Raw genomic sequence first — 21,747 nt, 5'->3', positions numbered from 1 at the left:
TTTGCGTTACCGATGTTTTACTCGCCCAATGGTGGCCAAGTTTTTTGGATAAAAGTAGCCAGCTCCTCCGGCGTTTCTGGCTGATCGTGGGCCAACCAGTCCACCACAACACTCACCAAACCCGAAGCTTGATAAATCATGTAGTAACGTTTTTCATTCTCGGTGAAACTTTGCAGTGGTGTTTTGGCGGATGAAAGTTCAGTCATAACCTGCATGACGGCCTGACGCAGAATGGATTCTTGGTCGGCCTGAAGTAACAGCTGCATAAAGTCGGCGTGTTCACTAAAGAAACGCATGTAGAACGTCACAGCGGCCCCGTATTCGCGGACGGGTAACGCCTTATATTTTGGCAAAGTTGCTACCAAGCGGGCCAATTCTTGTTGCAGCACATCAGCGATATTACCGTAGTGCCGGTAAAATGTCATCCGCGAAATCCCGGCAGTGCGGGTTAATTCGCTGACCGAGATGGCATCAAATGATTTCTTCTTTAATAACCGGGTCAAGGCACCTAATAAAATTCACGGGTATTTGCACTTGCTTCAACCATTGACAATTTCTCCCTTTTTGTCACATTTGCTTCCAGGCCCCTTGTTATTGATTGAAAGGGTGGTTACACTTGTCACATTGATAGTTACAAGCGTAACATTTTAAGTGGGTTAATACAAAGGAGAAAATCATGAGCAATCAAAAAGTCGTTGCAATTACAGGTGCTTCAAATGGTATGGGGAAGGCTGCGCTGGAACTATTCGCGCAACAAGGTTGGATTGTCTATGGTGGCGCGCGCCACGTTGACAATATTCCCACTGGTACCAATACACATGCGCTCTATCTCGATGTGACAGATGATCAGTCGATTGTCGCGTTTGGCCAAACCATTCTCGATGAGCAGCATCGCATCGATGTCTTGATTAACAATGCGGGCTATGGTGAAAATGGTCCCGTTGAAGACACGCCAATGACGCACATTCGCCGCCAGTTTGATACGAATTTCTTTGCGGCTGTCGCGTTGACGCAATTCTTCTTGCCCACCATGCGGGCGCAACATGCCGGTCGGGTGGTGAACATCTCGTCTGTTGGTGGTGATATCTATTCGCCACTGGGTGCCTACTACCACGCTTCCAAAGCGGCTTTACAGCAGTGGAGTGATACGCTTGACCTCGAAGTAGAACCTTTTGGCATTCGGTCAGTGGTGGTGCAACCTGGTGGGACCCAGTCATCATGGGGCAGTGTGGCGCGTGCCAATATTCAAAAGAATCTCAAACCTGACACCGCATATCAATCACTGGTCACATTTATGACTGGCGTATTGGATGACGATGCACCAGGCATGGGGGCTTCAGCGCAAGATTTGGCGCAGCTCTTCTATCGGGCAGCAACGGATGTGAAACCAAAGCGGCGCTATTTCAATAATTTCCGCGACCATCTCACTGTGATTACCGCCCGTGCATTGCCAGGCATTTTCCGCTGGTCAATCAAGAGAAGCATTGATCGTGCTAAATAAAAAGAAGAAAGCTGTGACAAAAGACGCTTTGAGCGCGAGTTCGCACACTTCTTTGTAAACAGGAATTCTCCGTCTTTTGGGAACGCGACTAGTCCAGTTTGTTCGGAAATTAAAAAGAAGCACATGTCCAAATCGGGCATGTGCTTCTTTTTTGCGAAATATATCAGTGGCTACAGTTCGAGCTGATTATAACTCAGGACGTGAATGCCGCTATCGGTGAGTTGAATCTTTGAGATGGAGCCATTCTTGGGACTCTCGGTCACCACAAAGCCGTCTTCTTTACCGAACTTATCGACAATGCTGCGAATCGTGGTCCCGTGGCTAACAAGCAAGACGTTGTCGCCGTTTTGATTCTCTTCGCGCAACTGCTTGAAGCCCTTTTGCAGGCGATTCCAGTAGGTGAGGGCATCTTCCGCTTCGTGGAACGGATCGGCTTCATGCATGAAGTTCTTCGAGGCGTCAACACCGAACTTTTCGATAATCTGACTGAAGGTCCGAGCACCATGAGGTTGGCCAACAGCGTACCAAGCTTTGGGTGAGTCTTCACCTTCGTAATAGCCGTAGAATTGTTCGCGGAAATGTGGGGTGATATTCAATTCGGTATGGGAATTGAAGTTAGCAGCCAGGATCATTTTGGCTGTGTTGGTGGCCCGAGTGGTATCACTCGCGTAAGCGTTTGTGAACGTGATGTGCTTGAGTTTTTGCCCGGCGAGTTTGGCGTCATCAATGCCTGATGGGGTCAGTGGTGAGTCTGACCAGCCTTGCATTTTGTTGTAGCGATTGAACCAAGTTTGCCCATGGCGCACCAAGTAAACAGTAATCGGTTTCATGGTTTTCCCCTCCCAATATAGTGTCTTAAGTGTATCACAAATCGAGTTTGTTTAACTTTTTTCAAATACGAACATTATTTAATTTATATTAGATATTGTTATTGTTTAAAACGCTGTATCATGGTATTCTGCATATACAAAGTTGTTACAAAACCTAAGGAGGAACAATCAATGAAGTTTGGTCGGAAGTTAGGCGTTTGGCAATGTTGGCAGCAGCAACGGTGGTACTCGTTGCCTGTGGGGGTAAGCAGGCAGGACAATCTGGTAAGTCAGACGCGAAGCATTCAGTGGCGTTGGTCACTGATGGCGGCGGGGTTGATGACAAGTCATTCAACCAGAGCGGCTGGGAAGGTTTAGAGAAGTGGGGTAAGAAGAATGGCCTGAAGAAGGGTGTGGGTGGTTACAACTACGCGCAATCCAATTCAGACGCTGACTTCACACCGAACATTAACAAGTTGATTCAAGCCAAATATGCAACTATTTTCGGGATTGGCTATAAGCTCGAAAGTGCGATCAAGAACGCAGCCAAAGCTAATCCTAAGACCCAATTCGTGATTATTGATGATGTGATCGATGCCAAGAACGTGGCGAGTGTGACGTTCAAGGATAATGAAGCGGCGTATCTCGCTGGAGTTGCCGCAGCGAAGACAACCAAGACCAACAAGGTCGGCTTCATCGGTGGCCAACACGGTGCCGTGATTGATCGTTTTGAAGCTGGTTTCCGTCAGGGTGTCGCAGCCGTGAACAAGAAAATCACGGTCGACGTGAAGTATGCGGACTCCTTCACCAAGCCTGATGTTGGGCAAGCATTAGCCAATGCGATGTTCAACAACGATGAAGATGTGATCTATCAAGCAGCAGGTGGTACCGGTGCCGGTGTCTTCTCCGCTGCGAAGAACCAAATCAAGAAGAAGAAGGTTTGGGTTATCGGGGTCGACCTCGATCAGAATAATGAAGGTAAATACGACGGCGGTAACCTGACACTGACCTCCACCTTGAAGGGTGTTGGGACTGTTGTTGAGAAGCTGGCGGATGATGCTAAGAAGGACAAGTTCCCTGCTGGTAAGACAGAAGTTTATGGTTTGAAGGAAAAGGGCGTTGACCTGACTCGCGGTAACATGAGCGATGATGCCTGGAAGGCCGTTCAAGACTACAAGCAACAGATTATCGATGGCAAGATTACGGTTTTCAACAAGCCAAGTGAATTGAAGTAAATCAAATTGAATCGCGTTAATAAGGTTGTGACATCACTCGTGATGTGCAGCCTTATTTTCTAGAAAGGATTATTTATGGCAAATACCACAGCCATTCAATTGACACAACTCACCAAGATTTTTGGCACCTTTGTTGCGAATGACCACATCGATATGACGATTCGTTACGGCGAAGTGCATGCCTTGTTGGGTGAAAATGGTGCCGGTAAACGACATTAATGAACATGTTATCCGGCATTTATCAGCCGACCAGTGGTGCCATCGAGGTGGGCGGTAAACCCGTCAAATTGAACTCCGCAAAAGATGCAACACGACTCGGCATTGGATGGTGCATCAGCACTTTATGTTGGTGCAGAATTTCACGGTGCTCGAGAACATTATTTTGGGTGACGAGCCGTTGCGGCACGGTCAACTCAATCGTAAACAGGCCCACGAACGCATCGTCGCTTTATCCGAACAATACGGCTTACAGGTCGATCCGGATGCGCGTGTCGATGAGATCTCCGTGGGAATGCAGCAGCGGGTCGAAATCCTGAAGGTGCTCTATCGGGATGCGGACATCTTGATTTTTGATGAACCCACCGCCGTGCTCACACCGCAAGAAGTCGCCGAACTGTTGGCGATTTTTCAGCGGCTGGCGGATGAAGACAAGGCCGTCATTCTGATCTCACACAAGTTACAGGAGCTCAAGGCCGTCGCGGCCGTGACCACCGTGATTCGTCGCGGGAAGGTCGTTGCGACTGTTGAGATGGCAAACACAACAACGGCAGAATTGGCGGAATTGATGGTCGGTCGGCCGATTGATCTCACGCAACACCATGAAACCATGCCAGAAGGCCCCGTGTTACTAGCGCTCGACCATGTGACGGTTTTGGATCACAACAAGCGGCCACGTGTGAATGACGTATCGCTTGAACTCCGCGGCGGTGAAATTGTCGGGCTGGCGGGAATCGATGGTAACGGTCAAAGTGAATTGGTGCGCGCAATTACGGGCCTGTCACCGGTCGCAAGTGGCCAGATTCACATCAATGGCAATGACATGACCAATGCCAGTGTGCGCCAAATCATCCACGAAGCGTCGGCCATATTCCTGAAGATCGCCAGAAGGATGGGCTTATTCTGCCGATGACATTAATCGATAACATGCACCTGCAGACGTATCATCTTGCACCATTTGCCAATCACGGCTACTTGAATCAAAAAGCGATGATTGATGATTCCGAAAAACTGGTTGAACAATTCGATATTCGTACCACGAGCGTCTGGCAACATGCGGGTGAATTATCGGGTGGGAACCAACAAAATTGATTATCGCGCGTGAACTCAGTCGCAACCCCGGTGTGTTGATTGCGGTGAATCCGACGCGTGGGCTCGATGTCGGTGCCATTGAGTTCGTGCACCGTCAAATTATGGCGGCGCGGTCGGCAGGGCATGCCGTCCTCTTGATTTCGTATGAGCTCGATGAGATTCGGCAGTTGTCCGATCGCATTGCCGTCATCCATCAGGGGCAATTGGTCGGTGGTGCTCGCGTTGACGAGGTCACGGTTCAAGAGATTGGCTTGATGATGGCGGGCGAACGCATTGCAGATAAGGAGGTCACCCATGCGAATTAAACAGATGAATTTCAATAGTATCTGGATTCCAGTGACCTCAGTGATCTTGGGGCTGCTGGTCGGTGCCATCATTATGTTGCTATCAGGGTTTGATCCTGTCAGCAATTATCTGGCGCTGATTACCGGCGCGTTGGGGAGCCCGAACGCGATTGGGGAAGTTTTGCGCAGTGCCACACCACTCATTCTGACCGGATTAGGGTTCGCGGTGGCCAACAAAGCCGGCTTCTTCAATATCGGTTTAGCGGGTCAAGCACTGGTCGGCTGGCTGGTATCCGTGACGTTCGCGTTGTGGTTTCCAAGTCTGCCGGGCTGGTTGTTACTGCCCGGGGCGATTATCGCCGGGGCGTTAGCTGGTGCACTGTGGGCCGGCATTGCCGGTTGGTTGCGCGCCATGTTTGGTACCAGTGAAGTGATTACGACCATCATGTTGAACTACATCGCGCTCTATGGCACCAATGCGATTGTCAAAGACGTGTTGGCGGTGGGCGATGGCGATTATTCCAAAACGATTCCCGTCCAAGCACGACTACGGACGCCATTTCTGGAGCAGCTCACGCAGAACTCAACGTTCCACTGGGGTATCTTGATCGCACTCGCGGCCGTGGTTGTGGTGTGGTTACTGCTCAAGCGCACGACACTGGGCTTTGAAATCCAGTCAGTGGGGATGAATCAAGATGCCGCGCGGTATGCGGGCATGTCGACGAAGCGCACAATCGTGATGGCCATGCTCATCTCAGGCGCACTGGCCGGTCTGGGTGGTGCAATGGAAGGGTTAGGTAACTTCCAGAACATCATCGTGAACACGGCCTTGCCACCAATTGGGTTTGATGGCATGTCAGTCGCGCTGTTGGCGGGTAGCTCACCGTTTGGGATTATTCTCGCAGCCTTATTGTTTGGGATTCTCAAAATCGGCGGCCTGAATATCTCAATCGCCTCCACAACGCCACCAGAAATTGTCGACATCGTGATTGCCGCGGTGATCTTCTTCGTCGGGGCCAACTACCTGATTCGGTATTTGGGTCAGACCGGTCGCGGTTGGCGAAAGAAAAAAGCGGTAAAGGAGGCGGCAAAATGAGCTTAAACACCTTATTATTGACCGTGATTTCAACCACTTTGATTTACTCGGCACCATTGATTTTTACGGCGCTTGGCGGTACTTTCTCTGAACGTGCCGGCATCGTCAACGTGGGGTTGGAAGGCATCATGGTGATGGGCGCTTTTGCGAGTGTCACCTTCAATCTATTCTTCGGCTCGTCATTGGGCAGTGCAACGCCGTGGGTGAGCTTGTTGGTCGGTGGCGGTATCGGGTTACTGTTCTCGCTGATTCACGCTGTGGCCACCATCAATTGGCGCACAGACCACATCATCAGTGGGACAGTCTTGAATCTGATGGCACCCGCATTGGCCATCTATTTGACCAAGTTGTTATTTGACGGCAAAGGCCAAACGGATATCATTCAACATCCACTGGCTACCATGTCTATTCCTGGTCTGTCCGCGATTCCGTTGATTGGCCCAATCTTCTTCACGAACACATCCGTGATTGCCTATATTGGGATTGTGATTGCGATTATCGCCTGGTGGCTGTTAAAGCAAACTCGTTTTGGCTTGCGTCTGCGCTCCGTCGGGGAACATCCTGAAGCGGCGGATTCACTGGGAATTTCGGTCTACAAGTATCGGTATTTTGGTGTGATGATCTCGGGGTTACTCGGTGGTATCGGGGGTGCGATTATGGCCCAGAGCATCACCTTGAACTTCAGCATTGGGACCATTGTGGGGCAGGGATTTATGGCCTTGGCCGCCATGATTTTTGGTAAGTGGCATCCCATCGGTGCGATGGGTGCAGCGATTTTCTTCGGCTTCGCTCAGAGTTTGGCCATTATCGGTAAGTACATTCCGGTTATCGGTGGGATTCCTAACGTGTGGTTCACGTTGGCACCTTATCTGATTACCATCATTGTGCTGGTGGCCTTCATCGGTCAATCCAAGGCACCAGCCGCGGATGGCACGACATTTGTGAAGAGCCGATAAGTGAAAAACAGGCTGTGACAAAAGACAAATTTATATTGTTTGGCAAGCAAAAAAGGAACTGCGATTATGCAGTTCCTTTTTTTGTGGATTTAGTTGGCCTTGAGTGTTGGCACATCATCGCGGTTGAGCAGATGAATGGTTTCACCGCAATCGCGCCGGCGCCGATCGATGTTGTTTTCGCCCCATTCACAGAGCTGATTCAAAATAGGCGCGAGCGTTTCGCCGAGTGGTGACAGGCTGTACTCGACTTTTGGTGGCACCTGTTCATAGATCCGCCGTGTGATGATATCGTCGTCTTCGAGTTCGCGCAGTTGTTGCGTTAACATTTTTGCGTGATTTGGGGTATGGCGCGCCGCAGTTCACCGGTGCGCATCGTTTGATGGCGTAGATGGCACAGAATGATGGGTTTCCATTTGCCGCCGATAATTTCCATCGTGTTCTCGACGCCGATGTTATAGACTTTCTCAGTCATTCAGAGTCCTCCTTGTCATGACAGGTACTTCGGGGTACCTATGTTACTTAAAAGTGCGTAATTGTGATTTCGACTCTACCCAGTATAATTACTTTTCGTAAGTAAATCAATGTGAACTACTAGGAGGACATCATGGAAGAACGGGAAACAACCTTTGCACCAACATTAACCCTGATGGCACTGGCAATTAGTGCCTTCGCAATCGGGTCAACGGAATTTATCAGTGTCGGTGTGATGCCACTCATTATCCAAACATTTGGGATCAGCTTATCAACTGCTGGCCTGACCGTATCTATCTATGCGGGTGGGATTGTGATTGGCGCGCCACTGCTGACGGCTGTAACAGGACGCATTCAACGCAAGCAACTTTTGATGCTGATTATGGGCGTGTTTATTATCGGTAACGTCCTGACTGCCGCCGCACCAACCTTTCCAATTTTGCTGGCCGGGCGGCTCGTCGCATCCTTTGCGCACGGTTTGTTCATGTCAGTTGCCACGATGATTGCGGCTAACGTTGTGACACCAGAAAAGCGCGCCTCGGCGATTGCGGCCATGTTCACGGGATTGACTGTGGCAACGGTGACTGGTGTCCCACTGGGAACATTTATTGGCCAGCACGCGAGTTGGCGCATCTCATTCCTCGTGATTGCTGCCGTTGGTTTGATTGGCGCTGTCGCTAATTTTGTCTTAGTCCCAAGTCAACTCGCAATGCCCGCACCGATTAAGCGGGGGAGTATTATGCGACTCATGAAGACGCCTGTTGTCCTGGTAGCGATGATTGCGACCGCGCTGGGATATGGGTCAAGTTTTCCGGTCTACACGTATCTGACCGCCATTTTGGGCAAGCAGGGCTTTAGCACAACCGTCATCGTCTTTATTCTGGTTGCATACGGCCTGGCTGTTGCATTGGGGAACGTGATGGGTGGTCACTTTGCTAATATCAAGCCTTTACGCGCGCTAACGGTGATGTTCACACTGAACATCGTGTTGATGCTTGCCATGTTAATTTGGATGATGAATCAAGGCATCGGGTTGATCTTGGTCGTTGTCTTGGGTGTCTTGGCTTATATCAATGTGCCAGGGCTTCAGCTCTACACCATGCAAGCGGCAGAAAAATTGGCACCTGACGATGTTCAGATGGCATCCGCACTCAACATCTCCGCGTTCAACATCGGGATCATGTTCGGTTCGACATCCGGTGGCTGGATTGTGGATAGCTTGGGCCTACAATGGACCCCAATTGCATCATTGATTATGTCAGCCTTGGCACTGATTTCAGTGCTCTGGTTGGCACGCAAGGAAAATAATTTAAAAAGCCGCGACAAACCTGATTGAGGTTTGTCGCGGCTTTTTGCGTGGGTTCGCACCCTAAACGTGTTCCCAGGCCCAACAATCTCCGCCTAACTCACTTTTCGCTCATGGCAAAACCCGCCATGCTGCTCAAAGTCCGTTAGTGCTCGATTGCTAACCGGGCCTGGTCACACTCTTTAATCGTTAAATTGGCCCTTTTCAACATCCTTGATGAAAGTCTTCAAGTGATCGAAGTAGACAGGGGCGTTATCGATCATGTGGTGGTGACCACCATCTGGCGTTGTGACCAGACGTGCATGTGGAATCACTTCGGCCATACGCTGTGCAGACTTCAATGGCATGGTTTCGTGTTCACCAAACGTTAACAGGTAGGCACGGTGATGTTGTGGATTTGATCGCGGACATCCCAGTCCTTGAGCTTACCAGTGACAACGAATTCGTTGTCGCCCTGGAAGGCATTGTAGACAGGGGTCGCCATGGTCGAAATCAGGTGACTGATTGCAGGTGGCTGTTTGCGGTCGACATAGCCTGCGTTTAAGACATCCACATACTTTTGGTATTGTGGGTCATCCCAGTTACCCTTGGCTTCTTGTTCCTTCATGTAGGCAACGGCTGAAGGTGGCAATGCTTCTTCACGCACCTGGTTGATGTGCACCATGTATTCGTCGATGTTATCAACCATGGATGAAATAATGGCACCCTTCAAGTGTTGACCGTACTTCAAGGCATAGAGCATGGTGAGTGCGCCGCCCCAGCTTTGACCGATTAAGTAGAACTTGTCGATACCCAATTTTTGCCGAACTTCTTCGACTTCATCCAGATAGTAATCATAGGTCAAATACTTCGCTGCGATTTCTGGATCGGAGTAGTCGGGTTGGTCGGAATAAAATGAGCCCAGTTGGTCGTACATGTGGACCTGAACGCCCAAATCAGCGAGTTGTTCCCCGAAGTTTTCCCAGTATTCATGATTGCCGCCAGGGCCGCCATGTAGCGCAAGCAAATGGATATCGCCTTCGCCTTGGGTATTGGTCCAGAGGTGATACCCGTTGTCCAATGTGAGAATTGTTGTCCCTTGTTTCATTTGTACACCTGATTTCTTAGAATATACTCATTTTAGCACGTTAGTTGATTTTTTCCAGTTCTTGACGCAAATCCTGAATGTCGTTCTTGTCTCCAGAGAAGATAATGTGGTCGCCCCCAGTAGATCTGGGTGTCACCGTGTGGCGCGACGAATTGCCCGTCACGATAGATCTGACTGATGGTGATATGGTCGACAAACGGCAAGTCTTTGATCTCGAGACCAGCAAAACGGCGGTTGCGCACCGTGATTTCAAAAATACCCGATTTGGTATCGGTCAGAATTTTCATGGTGGATGGCGACTCAATCAGGCTACGCAACAGGGAGATGTTGGCATCCAAGGTATTAAAAATCTCGACGCCTTCGTCTGCCAGTGTCGCAAATTGTTGGCTCTGAACATCCTTCGCTTCAAAACGGGCGATAATGCGTGGCACTTTGGCTGCCAATGCCCACTGTGCGAGCTGATAGTTCTTCTCGTGATCGAAGTATCCGAGAACAACGATATCGGCCTCATACGCACCAGCTTCATTCAGGGCGCCTTGAGAGAAACTCGGCAGTAACTTGATATTGGCCTCTGAGTTGTAGGTGCTGTAGTTACCCTGTTTATCGGTATAGAGGGAGATGTCATACAGTCCCTTGGATAACTGCTGGGCAATCGGAATGGTGATGATGTTGGCCCCGATGAAATGTACCACTGTGCGCTTGAAGTCCTGTTCTTCAGCGACGAAGAGACTGCTGAAGATAACCGGGGCAAGCAAACAAGTGATGATGGCAGCCAGGGTGAAGGCCCCTGACTGTTGGCTGGTGATGATGTGGAGGTTGCGGCCAATCGTGAGTGCGGGAATGACCAGCGTAATGGTTGTTGTAATCAGCGCCGTCCCGCTGAGCGCATTGCGTGGCTTGAAGCGCAAACGGAAGACTGGGATCAACACGATTTTGGCGATGATGAAGCCCAGTAACAGGACAGGAATCAGCAGGACACTTTGACGATCAGCGAGCAGTGCCGGCAGATTGATTTTGACTCCGGTCATGATGAAGAAGATGGGAATGAAGAAGCCGTAACCCAGAGACGTCAGCTTATCGCGCGTTTCCTCACGCGGGCGCAGCAGCTTCATGACCATGCCGGCTAAGAAGGCGCCGAGAATCGATTCGGCACCGACTTGTTCGGCGACGGTGACCAGGGTGATGATGATGAAGAACGCCAGGCGAATATCCAGTTGCGTCGTGCTCTTGTCGATTTTTGCAAAGAACTGATAAGGCCGGCGGAAGCGCAGCAACAACACAATCGCTACGACGAAAATAATCGATAGCAACCAGACGCTCTTGTCTGATGAACCAAAGATTGCCGCGTAGACGGTCAGACTGATCAGCGGAATCACTTCACCCAGTGCCGCAATCAATAGAATGGTTTGCCCGAATGGCTGACTGAGCAGTTCTTTTTCCTTGAGCGCGGCGATGACCACACCCAGTGCCACGGTCGCAAACACAATCGTGGCGAACCCGGCCGCATCAAATAGGTGCAGCCACTTCAATAAGAAACTAAAGGCCGCACTGGCCAGGAGAACAGCCGCGTAACCGATGATGGCAAGCTTCGCCGGACTAATTTTCTTGGGCCCGGATTGTTTTTGCGGCTTGAATAGGTCAAAGTCGATTTCCATCCCGGAAAGGAACAGCAACACGACCACACCCAAGCTGCTCAATTGATTCAGCGTGGCGTTAGGGCTGACCAGGTGCAACAGACTTGGGCCTAGCGCCATCCCGATAATGATTTCGGCAACTGCGGTAGGCACGCGGGTAATATGGAATCGTGCTAGGAGCAGCGGGATGACCAGTGCCGCGAGAAATACGATGAGTAATGCAATATTTGCCATAATGGCCTCCGTTTGAGTGGAATATGCTAACATGAGAGCATCTATGTATGCATTATTTATGAATGAGAATGAATGTCAAGGATATAGGAGTGGAAAAATGAATCAACGTTCGATCATTGTCGGGATTATTGTTGTGATTGGGATTCTGGTGGGGCTGTGGACGCGCCATTTTCTCGTGAGTGTTGCCGTGAGTCTGGCCATCGGTGAATTGGTAGCGTATGGCGTGAAACGCTGGCAGCAGGCCAAATGATTTTTGGCGGATTCTTAATATCTCTCACAGCCGCTTATACTCGCACTTTGATTAAAAAAGTGCTATGATATTATGACGATTTATTCATCACCACTTAATGTGAGGGAGTGATTGCGTGGCTGAAACAGACCAGCAGTTTGAACAAAAGCACCTGGATCAAATCATGGACCAACTCCATGACGCCGATAAACGCTTATCGCAAGAAATCTCAAAGGCCCGTTCGGAAGAAAAGAGTCTGAACGAGAACTTTTTTAACGATTTTTCAATCAACTTGAGCAATGATGCTGAAGCGATCGAAACCGCCGCATCAATCCAACAACAGCAACAACTGTTGGATGAGCGGTCTAATTCTTGGCAACAATCTAACCAACAATTACAAACTGTCCGTCGTTTGACAGGCAATCCATTTTTGCCCGGATTGATTTTCAAGAGGGCAATGAGAAGCCTGAAACCATCTATATCGGGTTGGGGTCGTTCACCGATCCCAAGGGCAAGTTTCTGATTTATGACTGGCGGGCACCGATTTCTTCTATTTATTATGATGGCGGTCTGGGCAATGTGGTTTATCAAACCCCAGATGGTCCACAATCCGTTGATGTCGCGCTCAAGCGGCAATTCGTGATTCGCGACGGTCAGATTCAGACCATGTTTGATACCACCGAAACCATCGGCGATCAGATGTTGCTCGAGGTCTTGGGCGAGAAGTCCGATACCCAGATGAAGAGCATCGTGACCACGATTCAACAGGAACAAAACCAAATCATCCGTGATACCAGCGCCGACCTCTTGTTTGTGCAGGGGGCCGCGGGTTCTGGTAAAACATCTGCTGTTCTGCAGCGGGTGGCTTACCTCCTGTACCGGTATCGTGGGAATCTGAACGCCAGCCAGGTCATCATGTTCTCACCTAACCAACTGTTTGCGGATTATATCTCCAACGTGTTGCCTGAATTGGGCGAACAAAACATGGTTCAGTTCACGTACTACCAGTATGTGACGCGCCGTGTTCCTGGCATTGATGTTCAGAGCCTCTTCTCACAATTTGAGACCGTGCAGACACCTGTGCAACATCAGATTGCGGTATTGAAGGGCAGTCTGGACTTCTTTGAAACGACCAAAAAGTATGCGACAAGCCTCGAAAAGAGTGGCATGCGCTTCCGCGACATCAAGTTCCAAGGCGAAGTCTTCTTCAGCCGCAAACGGATTGCGGACATCTTCTATAGCTACAATGAAAACTATCACTTGGGTAACCGGCTGACGGCGACCAAGGAACGCTTGATCAACATGTTGAATCGCCGGGTGGAATCCGAGCTCAAGGCCAAGTGGGTCTCTGAGGCGGTTGAAAACTTGGATCCTGAAGATATTCGTCAACTTCAAAACGACGGTCCACAGGAATTCAAATCAAGCGACGATGAATATCGCTTCTTTGCGCGCAAGATTGTGGTTAAGGCATTCGCGAGATTCAACACGCCATCGTGAAGAATCGCTTCTTGAACGTGCGGGGGCAATACGTCTCCTTCTTACGCGATGCGCCTAAGTTCGGCATTCTCGCCAATAGCGATGTGAGCGAAGCAGAATGGCAGGCATCCGTTGACGAGTTCGTGACCGAATTCAAGGATCGCCAATTGACGATGGCGGATGCGACACCATACTTGCACCTGTATGATCTGATGACAGGTCGACACGGTGAACGCAACATGCGCTATGTCTTCGTCGATGAAATTCAGGATTACACCCCATATCAATTGGCGTACCTGAAGGCAAGCTTCCCTAAGGCTAAGTTCACCTTACTCGGGGACTTGAACCAAGCCATTTTCACCAAGGCTGATTCACACACCTTGATGAACGACACCAGCAAGCTGTTTGATCCCGATAAGACACGGGTCGTGCAATTGACACAATCCTATCGGTCAACGGCGCAGGTCACCGACTTCACCAAGGCGATTCTGCACTCTGGGCAAAAGATCGTGGCGTTCAATCGTCAGGGACCATTGCCAAGTATCCGTGTGCGTCAAACAGAAGCCGAGTTGATGACGGCCTTGGCTGCGCAACTTGAAATCAACGATGCGGCTAAGCAAACAACGGCGGTCATCGCCAAGACCTTGGAAGACGCAGAAGCTATTTACGAGCAGATGCGCGCTCAAGGCATCGCAGCCACATTGATTCGTTCTGAGAATCAGCGGCTAGCGAGCGGTGTGCTGGTTGTGCCATCGTTCTTAGCCAAAGGGCTGGAGTTCGATGCCGTTATCGTTTGGCAAGCCAACAAGGCTAACTTCAATCGCGAAGATGAACGTGAACTGATGTATACCATCACCTCACGGGCCATGCATCGATTGACGATTCTGGCGAGTCCAGACTTGTCACCACTGCTGGCTGAGATTCCAAGCGAGTTATATACCCAAGACTAATCAGTGCGAGGAGGGAGCGACTAACATGTTAGCGAGTCAAACCAAAGCCATGGCCACCTACCGAATTTTTCCCGGTCAATTGAACGGTCACGAAACCCTGTTTGGGGGTCAAATTCTCTTGTGGCTGGATGATATCACGTCGGTATCAGCGCAACGCTTTACGCGGCGTGAGGTGGTCACAGGTTCATTTGACCAGATGCGGTTCATCGCTCCGGTTCGTGTCGGTGATGCGCTCGAAATCACGACCTATGTCAGTGGTGTCGGTCATCGCTCACTGGAAGTGTTTGCCAAATTAGTTGGTGAACACCTTGGAACGGGTGAACGTTACCTGGCTGGTACGGCATTTGCGACCTATGTGGTCATGGACAATGCCAAGTTGCCTGATTACCAAGCTGATTTTGAAGAGGCGGCGGCCGTGAACGCGGGTTACGCCAAACGACGCAGTCAGCCACAGATCAATCAAGATTTACTTTCTTTATAACGATAAGCATGATGGGCTTGTGGGTTTGTGACAAAACAAAGTTTTGTCGCAACCCTTTTCGATTTCGAACGATATAGATTAATCGCGTTCCAAAAGGCTGAGAATTCCGGTTAAATTGGATTGTTTCAAATCCTAAGTTCGGGATTTATCACCAATCCCTTTTAGTCCTCATTCTCAAAGCACCTTTTGTCACAGCTTCGGCCCTTTGCATTCAGTACTATGAGTTTTTATCCGCGCAAAGTCGCGTATACTGTTGTTTTGTGCTAAACTTGGAATCGGTTTCAATAATGATGGTGGAGAAAATATGACGATGTATTCAAAGATGAATTATTATGAATTCACTCGTGATGAGTGGCAACAGTTTCACACACATAACTTCGGTTCGGTGACGGACAGTGAGCTAGAACAATTGCGTTCCCTCAACGATAAGATCGGCTTGGATGATGTGGTGACAATCTATTCACCGCTGCGTCACCTGATTCATGTGCGCTACCGCGATTACCAAGCGGCAATGCTGAATCAGAGCGAGTTCTTGGGCATTGATCTGCATCAGCGGCCGTTTTATCATTGGCATTGCGGGTTCCGTGGCTGTCGGTAAAAGTACGACGGCGCGCCTGCTGCAATTGCTGTTGAGTCGCGCGTACCCGGATAAGAAGGTCCAACAGATTACAACCGATGGCTTCTTATATCCCAATGCGGAGCTTGAGAAGCGCGGCATCATGGACCGCAAAGGCTTTCCAGAGAGTTATGACATGAACAAACTGATTCAATTTTTGAATGCGGTCAAAGATGCCAATGGTGTGGTCAAGGCACCGCGTTACTCACACCAAGTGTATGACATTGTGCCTGATGAATATGACTTGATCGATTCACCGGACATCTTGATTGTGGAAGGCATCAATGTGTTGCAGCTACCAAGCAACCAGTTGATTTATGCGAGTGACTACTTTGACTTCTCAATCTATGTGGATGCCGATCCTGAATTGATTGAGCAATGGTATCTGGAACGCTTCGGTTTATTGCTCGATACGGCGTTCACCGATCCCACCAATATTACTATCCTTACGCGACAGGCGACCGCCGAGCAGCCTTTGAAATGGCGCGGCAGGTCTGGCGTGACGTCAATCTGAAGAACTTGAAGGAATATATTTTGCCGACACGCAATCGGGCGGATGTGATTCTGCACAAGACGCAGAATCATGAGATTGATCGCGTCTTCCTACGCAAATTCTGAAAATGCTATGAAAATCCAGCCGTGGCAATTGACCGCGGCCGAATAATTCCGTATTATGGATAATAACTTAAAAAAGGAGCGTGGCAAAACTTGGCAAACGGGCAAAATCAAGACTTTGACAAGATTATTGTGCTTGACTATGGTAGTCAGTACAATCAACTGATTACTCGACGAATTCGGGAATTTGGTATTTATTCTGAACTGAAGCCACATACCATTCAGCTGCTGAAGTCAAAGCAATTGCGCCTAAGGGGATTATTTTCTCCGGTGGCCCTAACAGTGTGTACGACGATGGTGCGTTTGGTGTGGACCCTGAGATCTTTGAACTCGGGATTCCTATCCTTGGTGTGTGTTACGGGATGCAATTGATGGCACAAGTGCTCGGTGGTGTCGTTGAACCTGCTGACAACCGTGAATATGGGAAGGCTGACATCGACGTGTACGATCGCGATGCTAAGCTGTTCAAGGATTTGCCACAAGAGCAAACCGTTTGGATGAGCCACGGTGACTTGGTACGCGAAGTGCCTGCTGGTTTCCGTGCCACAGCCACCAGCCCTAACTGCCCAATCGCAGCGATGGACGATGACGATCGCAAGTTCTACGGTGTGCAATTCCACGCTGAAGTGCAACACACCCAATACGGTCACGAAATTCTGCGTCATTTTGCATTCGATGTCTGCAATGCTGAAGCCAACTGGAGCATGGATGATTTCATCGATACCCAGATTCAAGCGATTCGTGAACAAGTCGGCGACAAGCGCGTCTTACTCGGTTTATCCGGTGGGGTCGACTCCAGTGTCGTTGGTGTCTTGTTACACAAAGCCATCGGTAACCAATTGACCAGCATCTTCGTTGATCACGGTCTGTTGCGCAAGAACGAAGCTGACCAAGTCATGGAAAGCCTCGAAGGCAAGTTCGGCTTGAACATCATCAAGGTGGATGCCCAAGATCGTTTCTTGAGCAAGCTGAAGGGTGTCACTGATCCTGAACAAAAGCGGAAGATCATCGGTAAAGAATTCATTGAAGTCTTTAACGACGAAGCTGCTAAGCTCAACGGGATTGACTTCTTAGCACAAGGGACGTTGTACACGGATGTGGTTGAAAGTGGTACTGATACCGCTCAAACCATCAAGTCTCACCACAACGTCGGCGGCTTGCCAGAAGACCTGAAGTTCCAATTGATCGAACCACTCAACAAGTTATTCAAGGATGAAGCCCGTGAATTGGGTGAAAAGTTGGGCATGCCACACGAACTCGTTTGGCGCCAACCATTCCCAGGCCCTGGTTTGGGTATCCGTGTCATTGGTGAAGTCACTGAAGATAAGCTCGAAATCGTCCGCGATTCTGACTTGATCTTGCGTGAAGAAATCGCCAAGGCTGGTCTCGATCAAGATGTTTGGCAATACTTCACCGTCTTGCCTGGCTTCAAGTCTGTTGGTGTCATGGGTGACGGTCGGACCTACGACTACACCATTGCCATTCGTGCGATTACCTCAATCGATGGGATGACCGCTGACTTTGCCCGCATCGATTGGGAAGTCTTACAAAAGATTTCCGTTCGGATTGTCAACGAAGTCGGTCACATCAACCGCGTCGTGTACGATATCACGAGCAAGCCACCTGCAACAATTGAGTGGGAATAAAAGAATAAAGAAGTTCTGATTGAGAAACATATTTCCTATTTTTTAATCAGAGGTTATGCACAAGCAAGCCCATTAAGAATTGACTTTTGAAGTCGATTTTTAATGGGTTTTTCTGAATTCACTGATTGTAGAGGTGACTCTTATAGAGCTTTCTCAAGTCATTGCTATCATGAACAAGGGGAAATGACTGCAAAAAGATTCTCTGAAAATTTAAAAATGAGAGGTGGTTTGCGATTCCCCTTTGATTTGTAAGATAGATTGTGTAATCTATGGTATTAAATATTTATAGTGATATAATAAAAAGAATCAATGGAACCCATAGATTGCTGCAGGGTTAGGAATTGGAGATTATTAGTAATCCCTTCAAGTATTGTGAGAAAAGAAGCCGGTGAGTAGATTATTCTATGAAACATATGATTATTATACAATGATAATTGTTGGGCTTATTAAAAATTCCAGACGTAAAAGCTATTTAATTGAATTAAAAGTAGATTATTTCGATGACAATACGAGTGGATTTTCACATACATACACTTTCAACAGAGTCAAAAGATGACGGCTTTGAATTTTCACTTAACTGGCTCAAAAAATATACTCAAACACTGAAGATGGATGCTATCGCGATTACTAATCACAATGCTTTTGATTTGAGACAGTTTAATCAAATCTCAGACGCTCTCGACTGCATTGTATTACCCGGGGTAGAGTTAAGCTTGGCAAATGGGCATGTAAATCTTGTGTTCGACAATACTGAGAACAACAAAAATTGTTAGAGACAGCGTGTAAATCGATAGATCTAGGCAGTTCAAATGGATTAACTGATGATGAATTCAAAAATATTTTTGAAGATCTTAAAGAAGGTCTTTTTATTTATGAATATGGTAAGAGTAATTCATTCGTACCTGATAAAGAACTTAAGGATACATATTTTGGCCGATACACATTTGTTCGAGGGGTAAACTCACAATTAAAATTTCAAAGAGCTCTTTTGCAAATACCGAGCCTTGTCCCGCCCTTTTTAGTGACGCGCATGCAACTGAGTTGGATCCAGATCCAACTAGAAATGACATTTCAAAATTAGCTCTAAAAAACACTTTTTTGAATATTGAAACATTTAGTTTTGCGCAAATTATGCTTGAGTTTAAGAATTCCAGGCATGTCACTGCTTCCGCCGATGGAGAACCTAATACTTTTCAAATTGATGTTGAGGGATGGCCAGTCACAGTTTCCACAAAGTTAAACTTGATTGTAGGTCGTCGTGGTAGTGGGAAGACTTTCTTGCTTAATCACATTAACAATCAGTATGGCAATGGAACTGATGCTGTTGCATACATCCAACAATTTAAATCTAGTGAAGCAACGGAAAGGTTCCTAGCAGATGAGAGCGCTCGGATTGCGGGTCAGGCAAGAGAACGGTGGGTAGAATCGCATAAATTAGCTTTCGATAGCATGGTTCGTTTTTACAAAGATGAAACTTCAGATAATGTAGAAACATATTTAGGCAGTCTTAAACGGTTTGCTCATGAAGTGGTGAATACTAATATCGCTAGGAAAGTTAAAATTTTTCGGAAAGTATTTATGAACTTACAGACATTAAACAAACGGGTATGTCTATTAAAAAGCTTAAAGAAGTAATTGATGATCAGTCATTATGGCATTACGCTACTTCTAGTAAAAGACTAGAATATAGAAAAAATGTTTCTGATGCATACAATAATCTGAGGGAAAACTATATTGCCCAAAAATTGAGATTACTATTAAAACAGTAGTTAATGGAGTTATGGAATCGATTAAAAATACTGTTAAAAAGAGAACAGCAATTCAGCCTGTTGATAGTATAGATTTATTTCATCAATTCGAGCGGCAAAAAGAACAGGCAAAAATTGTAGATGCTTTGCAGATTGCTCTTGATGAAGTTCTAGACGTGTCCGAAGCTGAATATTCATACACAATACATGTGTGGAAAGGACGATGGACAAGTGCTGAGCAATTTTTAAAGGCAGCGCCTCGCAAGGGGGGAAAACTAGCGGTCAAAGATGATTTAATCAAACCTTATCTAGCTAAGGAATATAAGACATTTTTGTCCAATCTTTTCTCACAAAACTATCGTACCGCGTTTACACTAGACAGTGGGCTGGATTTATCACGATACTTAGCGAACTTTGAAGTAGAACTCTTAACAGATGCTGGGATGCCAGCATCTGGGGGACAACAAATGGCCTTAGGGTTGATGATGAAATTAGATGATGCCAAGAAGGCTGACATTGTTTTAGTTGATGAACCTGAAGGATCACTAGATAATGTTTTTATAAAAAAGGAACTCATACCCAAACTTAGAGAGTTATCAGAAAGCACGCCAGTCTTTGTGATAACACATAATTCTACATTGGGGGCGTTACTAAATCCCGATCGATTGCTAATCGCAAAATTTGATTCTAATGAAAGGAGTTACCAACTGCTTTCAGGAGATTTCTTTGCAAAGAAGGTAAGAAGTCCTTCAGGACAGGAATCTCAAAGCTATGAGGCTTTTGTGGATGCCATGGAAGCCGGGATTGGTACGTATAAAGAGAAAGGAATACAATATGAAAATCTTAGAATTGAATAAAGATAAATCTTTTTTATTTTAGATGAAAATACTAAAATTCCGATTTTAGAAATTAGTCGTGATGATTTATTTAAAATAATGAATCAAGTGTATGAAGATAAAAAGTATTATGATATTGAAAATAGCTTGGCAAGTATAGATGAAATTAAAAACCCTATCGAACGAGAGGTTGCCAAGCAGCTATTGGAAAAAATGAAAGAGTTTGAGTCACAGGTAGACAGTATTAAAACACGATTAGATGCTCAATATCCTGAGGCGTGAATATCAAATATATTTCAAAAGGTGCTTTAACACACAGCACCAGTTTCCACTTTTAAATGAATATTCATCCGACCTCGACATTGTGAATTTTCCAAGAAGCTTTATGCAACTGGAGGTTTCATTTCTAACATTCTCAGTCTCATAATATTGTTGACCGTGTTTGGCTGGCGAACCAATATTTTAGTCGATTTTTTTGTTTTAGCTGATGTCATTTCGTTGGGCGGGGTCATTGTCATGATAAGATCCAATGCTTTTCAACAAGCAAAATTAAAAGCACAACGAAATGACCTTTACCCCCAAAGTTGGAACGACTTTGGGGGTATTTTTGTGACTAAAATTTTGATGGCGACAAAATCAAAGCGGTAGAGACATATTTAACAGGCGTTCAATCCAAGTTTTCAGTGGCTCGGCATTTTGGCATTTCTGAATCATTGTTCAGAATATTGGTTGCGGTCTACGAGGTTCATGGTCGAGCTGGCCTACTACAACCAGCGGAAATAACTGATCAAATGAGAGTGTCTCTTGTAAAGTGGAAACAACTTAATAAAGCATCCATCCGAGACACATGCGCACACTTTGCCGTGTTATCGGTTGAAGCAATTGTCCGTTGGGAGCGGGTATATAATGTTTCCGGTGAACAAGCTTTACTAGAGATGCGACAAGGAGTGAGGACTCATCACAAAAGAATCAGATCAGGACAAAATCAAGCGCCTAGAACAGGAGAATTTATCCTTACGGATACGCGTAGACGCCTTAAAAAATTACAAGCCTTGAGAAAGCATCCAAACGCCAGCTCGGCCAAGTCATCATCGAACTCAGGGCAAAATACCGATTAGTTGACTTGATTCGAGCATTGCCAATTTCAATGTTTGTCTTTCAGTACTGGCAGCGTAAGCTTCAAGAACCTGATGCCGATGAAGAATTAAAGCGGACTGTTAAGGATGTAT

General features: G+C 47.3%; 12 protein-coding genes and 7 pseudogenes. 14 read left to right on the top strand and 5 right to left on the bottom strand.

Translation table 11 applies throughout. The features are described from left to right. Window positions 1-17 precede the first annotated feature (17 nt). The gene (locus tag JCM17471_RS04735; protein ID WP_054777007.1) at window positions 18-503 is read right to left on the bottom strand and encodes a TetR/AcrR family transcriptional regulator; all 486 of its coding nucleotides are present in this window, start codon (window positions 501-503) and stop codon (window positions 18-20) included. 173 nt (window positions 504-676) lie between these two features. Here JCM17471_RS04735 and JCM17471_RS04730 point away from each other — a divergent pair, with 173 nt between their 5' ends. Then, entirely contained in the window at window positions 677-1,501 is an 825-nt protein-coding gene (locus JCM17471_RS04730; RefSeq protein ID WP_054777006.1) for an SDR family NAD(P)-dependent oxidoreductase, read from the top strand. A 170-nt stretch (window positions 1,502-1,671) separates the two neighbouring features. Here JCM17471_RS04730 and JCM17471_RS04725 read toward each other — a convergent pair whose 3' ends face one another. Next, window positions 1,672-2,331, bottom strand: a complete 660-nt coding sequence (locus tag JCM17471_RS04725) for a histidine phosphatase family protein (RefSeq protein WP_054777005.1) — start codon at window positions 2,329-2,331, stop codon at window positions 1,672-1,674. A gap of 203 nt (window positions 2,332-2,534) precedes the next feature. Here JCM17471_RS04725 and JCM17471_RS04720 point away from each other — a divergent pair, with 203 nt between their 5' ends. The 4 genes and pseudogenes from JCM17471_RS04720 (at window position 2,535) to JCM17471_RS04705 (ending at window position 7,189) form a co-directional block, all read left to right on the top strand. Then, window positions 2,535-3,545, top strand: coding sequence for a BMP family lipoprotein (locus JCM17471_RS04720; protein ID WP_054777038.1), 1,011 nt, complete (start codon window positions 2,535-2,537; stop codon window positions 3,543-3,545). Between the two features lie 75 nt (window positions 3,546-3,620). Next, window positions 3,621-5,158, top strand: a pseudogene (locus JCM17471_RS04715) (ABC transporter ATP-binding protein). Continuing rightward, a complete protein-coding gene (locus JCM17471_RS04710) occupies window positions 5,148-6,233 on the top strand; it encodes an ABC transporter permease (RefSeq protein WP_054777004.1) in 1,086 nt (361 codons plus the stop codon). Before JCM17471_RS04715 ends, JCM17471_RS04710 begins: the two are co-directional and overlap by 11 nt. After that, window positions 6,230-7,189: an ABC transporter permease gene (locus JCM17471_RS04705; protein ID WP_054777003.1), complete on the top strand. Its 960-nt coding sequence runs from the start codon at window positions 6,230-6,232 to the stop codon at window positions 7,187-7,189. The genes JCM17471_RS04710 and JCM17471_RS04705 overlap by 4 nt, the downstream gene beginning before the upstream one ends. An 89-nt stretch (window positions 7,190-7,278) precedes the next feature. Here JCM17471_RS04705 and JCM17471_RS04700 read toward each other — a convergent pair. After that, window positions 7,279-7,661, bottom strand: a pseudogene (locus tag JCM17471_RS04700) (winged helix-turn-helix transcriptional regulator). A 132-nt stretch (window positions 7,662-7,793) separates the two neighbouring features. Between JCM17471_RS04700 and JCM17471_RS04695 the strand changes: the two are divergent. Next, the gene (locus JCM17471_RS04695; RefSeq protein ID WP_054777002.1) at window positions 7,794-8,996 is read left to right on the top strand and encodes an MFS transporter; all 1,203 of its coding nucleotides are present in this window, start codon (window positions 7,794-7,796) and stop codon (window positions 8,994-8,996) included. A gap of 152 nt (window positions 8,997-9,148) precedes the next feature. Here the strand turns inward: JCM17471_RS04695 and JCM17471_RS04690 are convergent. Together JCM17471_RS04690 and JCM17471_RS04685 are read right to left on the bottom strand one after the other, a co-directional pair. Next, window positions 9,149-10,053 (bottom strand): annotated as a pseudogene (locus JCM17471_RS04690) (proline-specific peptidase family protein). A 40-nt stretch (window positions 10,054-10,093) separates the two neighbouring features. Continuing rightward, a pseudogene (locus JCM17471_RS04685) lies at window positions 10,094-11,921 on the bottom strand (cation:proton antiporter domain-containing protein). Window positions 11,922-12,018: 97 nt separating this feature from the next. Between JCM17471_RS04685 and JCM17471_RS13975 the strand changes: the two are divergent. The 8 genes and pseudogenes from JCM17471_RS13975 to JCM17471_RS04640 all read left to right on the top strand — a co-directional run bounded on the left by JCM17471_RS13975 (window position 12,019) and on the right by JCM17471_RS04640 (window position 20,800). Then, window positions 12,019-12,171, top strand: a complete 153-nt coding sequence (locus JCM17471_RS13975) for a hypothetical protein (RefSeq protein WP_156321600.1) — start codon at window positions 12,019-12,021, stop codon at window positions 12,169-12,171. A gap of 115 nt (window positions 12,172-12,286) precedes the next feature. After that, a pseudogene (helD, locus tag JCM17471_RS04680) lies at window positions 12,287-14,576 on the top strand (RNA polymerase recycling motor HelD). A gap of 25 nt (window positions 14,577-14,601) precedes the next feature. Continuing rightward, a complete protein-coding gene (locus tag JCM17471_RS04675; RefSeq protein ID WP_054777001.1) occupies window positions 14,602-15,057 on the top strand; it encodes an acyl-CoA thioesterase in 456 nt (151 codons plus the stop codon). Between the two features lie 310 nt (window positions 15,058-15,367). Further along, a pseudogene (coaA, locus tag JCM17471_RS04670) lies at window positions 15,368-16,291 on the top strand (type I pantothenate kinase). A 90-nt stretch (window positions 16,292-16,381) separates the two neighbouring features. Beyond that, window positions 16,382-17,934 (top strand): annotated as a pseudogene (guaA, locus tag JCM17471_RS04665) (glutamine-hydrolyzing GMP synthase). 1,041 nt (window positions 17,935-18,975) lie between these two features. Continuing rightward, window positions 18,976-19,569, top strand: coding sequence for a hypothetical protein (locus tag JCM17471_RS04650; RefSeq protein ID WP_156321599.1), 594 nt, complete (start codon window positions 18,976-18,978; stop codon window positions 19,567-19,569). A 145-nt stretch (window positions 19,570-19,714) separates the two neighbouring features. Further along, window positions 19,715-20,539, top strand: a complete 825-nt coding sequence (locus JCM17471_RS04645) for an ATP-binding cassette domain-containing protein (protein ID WP_054776997.1) — start codon at window positions 19,715-19,717, stop codon at window positions 20,537-20,539. Between the two features lie 78 nt (window positions 20,540-20,617). Further along, window positions 20,618-20,800 (top strand): hypothetical protein, encoded by a 183-nt coding sequence (locus JCM17471_RS04640; protein WP_054776996.1) that lies wholly within the window; start codon window positions 20,618-20,620, stop codon window positions 20,798-20,800. Window positions 20,801-21,747: the final 947 nt, after the last annotated feature.

The organism is Lacticaseibacillus saniviri JCM 17471 = DSM 24301, from assembly GCF_001311785.1.
GTDB lineage: Bacteria > Bacillota > Bacilli > Lactobacillales > Lactobacillaceae > Lacticaseibacillus > Lacticaseibacillus saniviri.
Note: the sequence above shows the minus strand (reverse complement) of the source record. Positions and strands in the feature narration are given on the sequence as shown.

What these genes read in the sequence shown, in the direction of transcription:
- JCM17471_RS04720 (WP_054777038.1), top strand. Translation starts at nt 2,535, where the DNA reads ATGTTGGCAGCAGCAACGGTGGTACTCGTTGCCTGTGGGGGTAAGCAG.
- JCM17471_RS04710 (WP_054777004.1), top strand. Translation starts at nt 5,148, where the DNA reads ATGCGAATTAAACAGATGAATTTCAATAGTATCTGGATTCCAGTGACC.
- JCM17471_RS04640 (WP_054776996.1), top strand. Translation starts at nt 20,618, where the DNA reads ATGAATCAAGTGTATGAAGATAAAAAGTATTATGATATTGAAAATAGC.
- JCM17471_RS04645 (WP_054776997.1), top strand. Translation starts at nt 19,715, where the DNA reads ATGGAATCGATTAAAAATACTGTTAAAAAGAGAACAGCAATTCAGCCT.
- JCM17471_RS04675 (WP_054777001.1), top strand. Translation starts at nt 14,602, where the DNA reads ATGTTAGCGAGTCAAACCAAAGCCATGGCCACCTACCGAATTTTTCCC.
- JCM17471_RS13975 (WP_156321600.1), top strand. Translation starts at nt 12,019, where the DNA reads ATGAATCAACGTTCGATCATTGTCGGGATTATTGTTGTGATTGGGATT.
- JCM17471_RS04695 (WP_054777002.1), top strand. Translation starts at nt 7,794, where the DNA reads ATGGAAGAACGGGAAACAACCTTTGCACCAACATTAACCCTGATGGCA.
- JCM17471_RS04705 (WP_054777003.1), top strand. Translation starts at nt 6,230, where the DNA reads ATGAGCTTAAACACCTTATTATTGACCGTGATTTCAACCACTTTGATT.
- JCM17471_RS04730 (WP_054777006.1), top strand. Translation starts at nt 677, where the DNA reads ATGAGCAATCAAAAAGTCGTTGCAATTACAGGTGCTTCAAATGGTATG.
- JCM17471_RS04725 (WP_054777005.1), bottom strand. Translation starts at nt 2,331, where the DNA reads ATGAAACCGATTACTGTTTACTTGGTGCGCCATGGGCAAACTTGGTTC.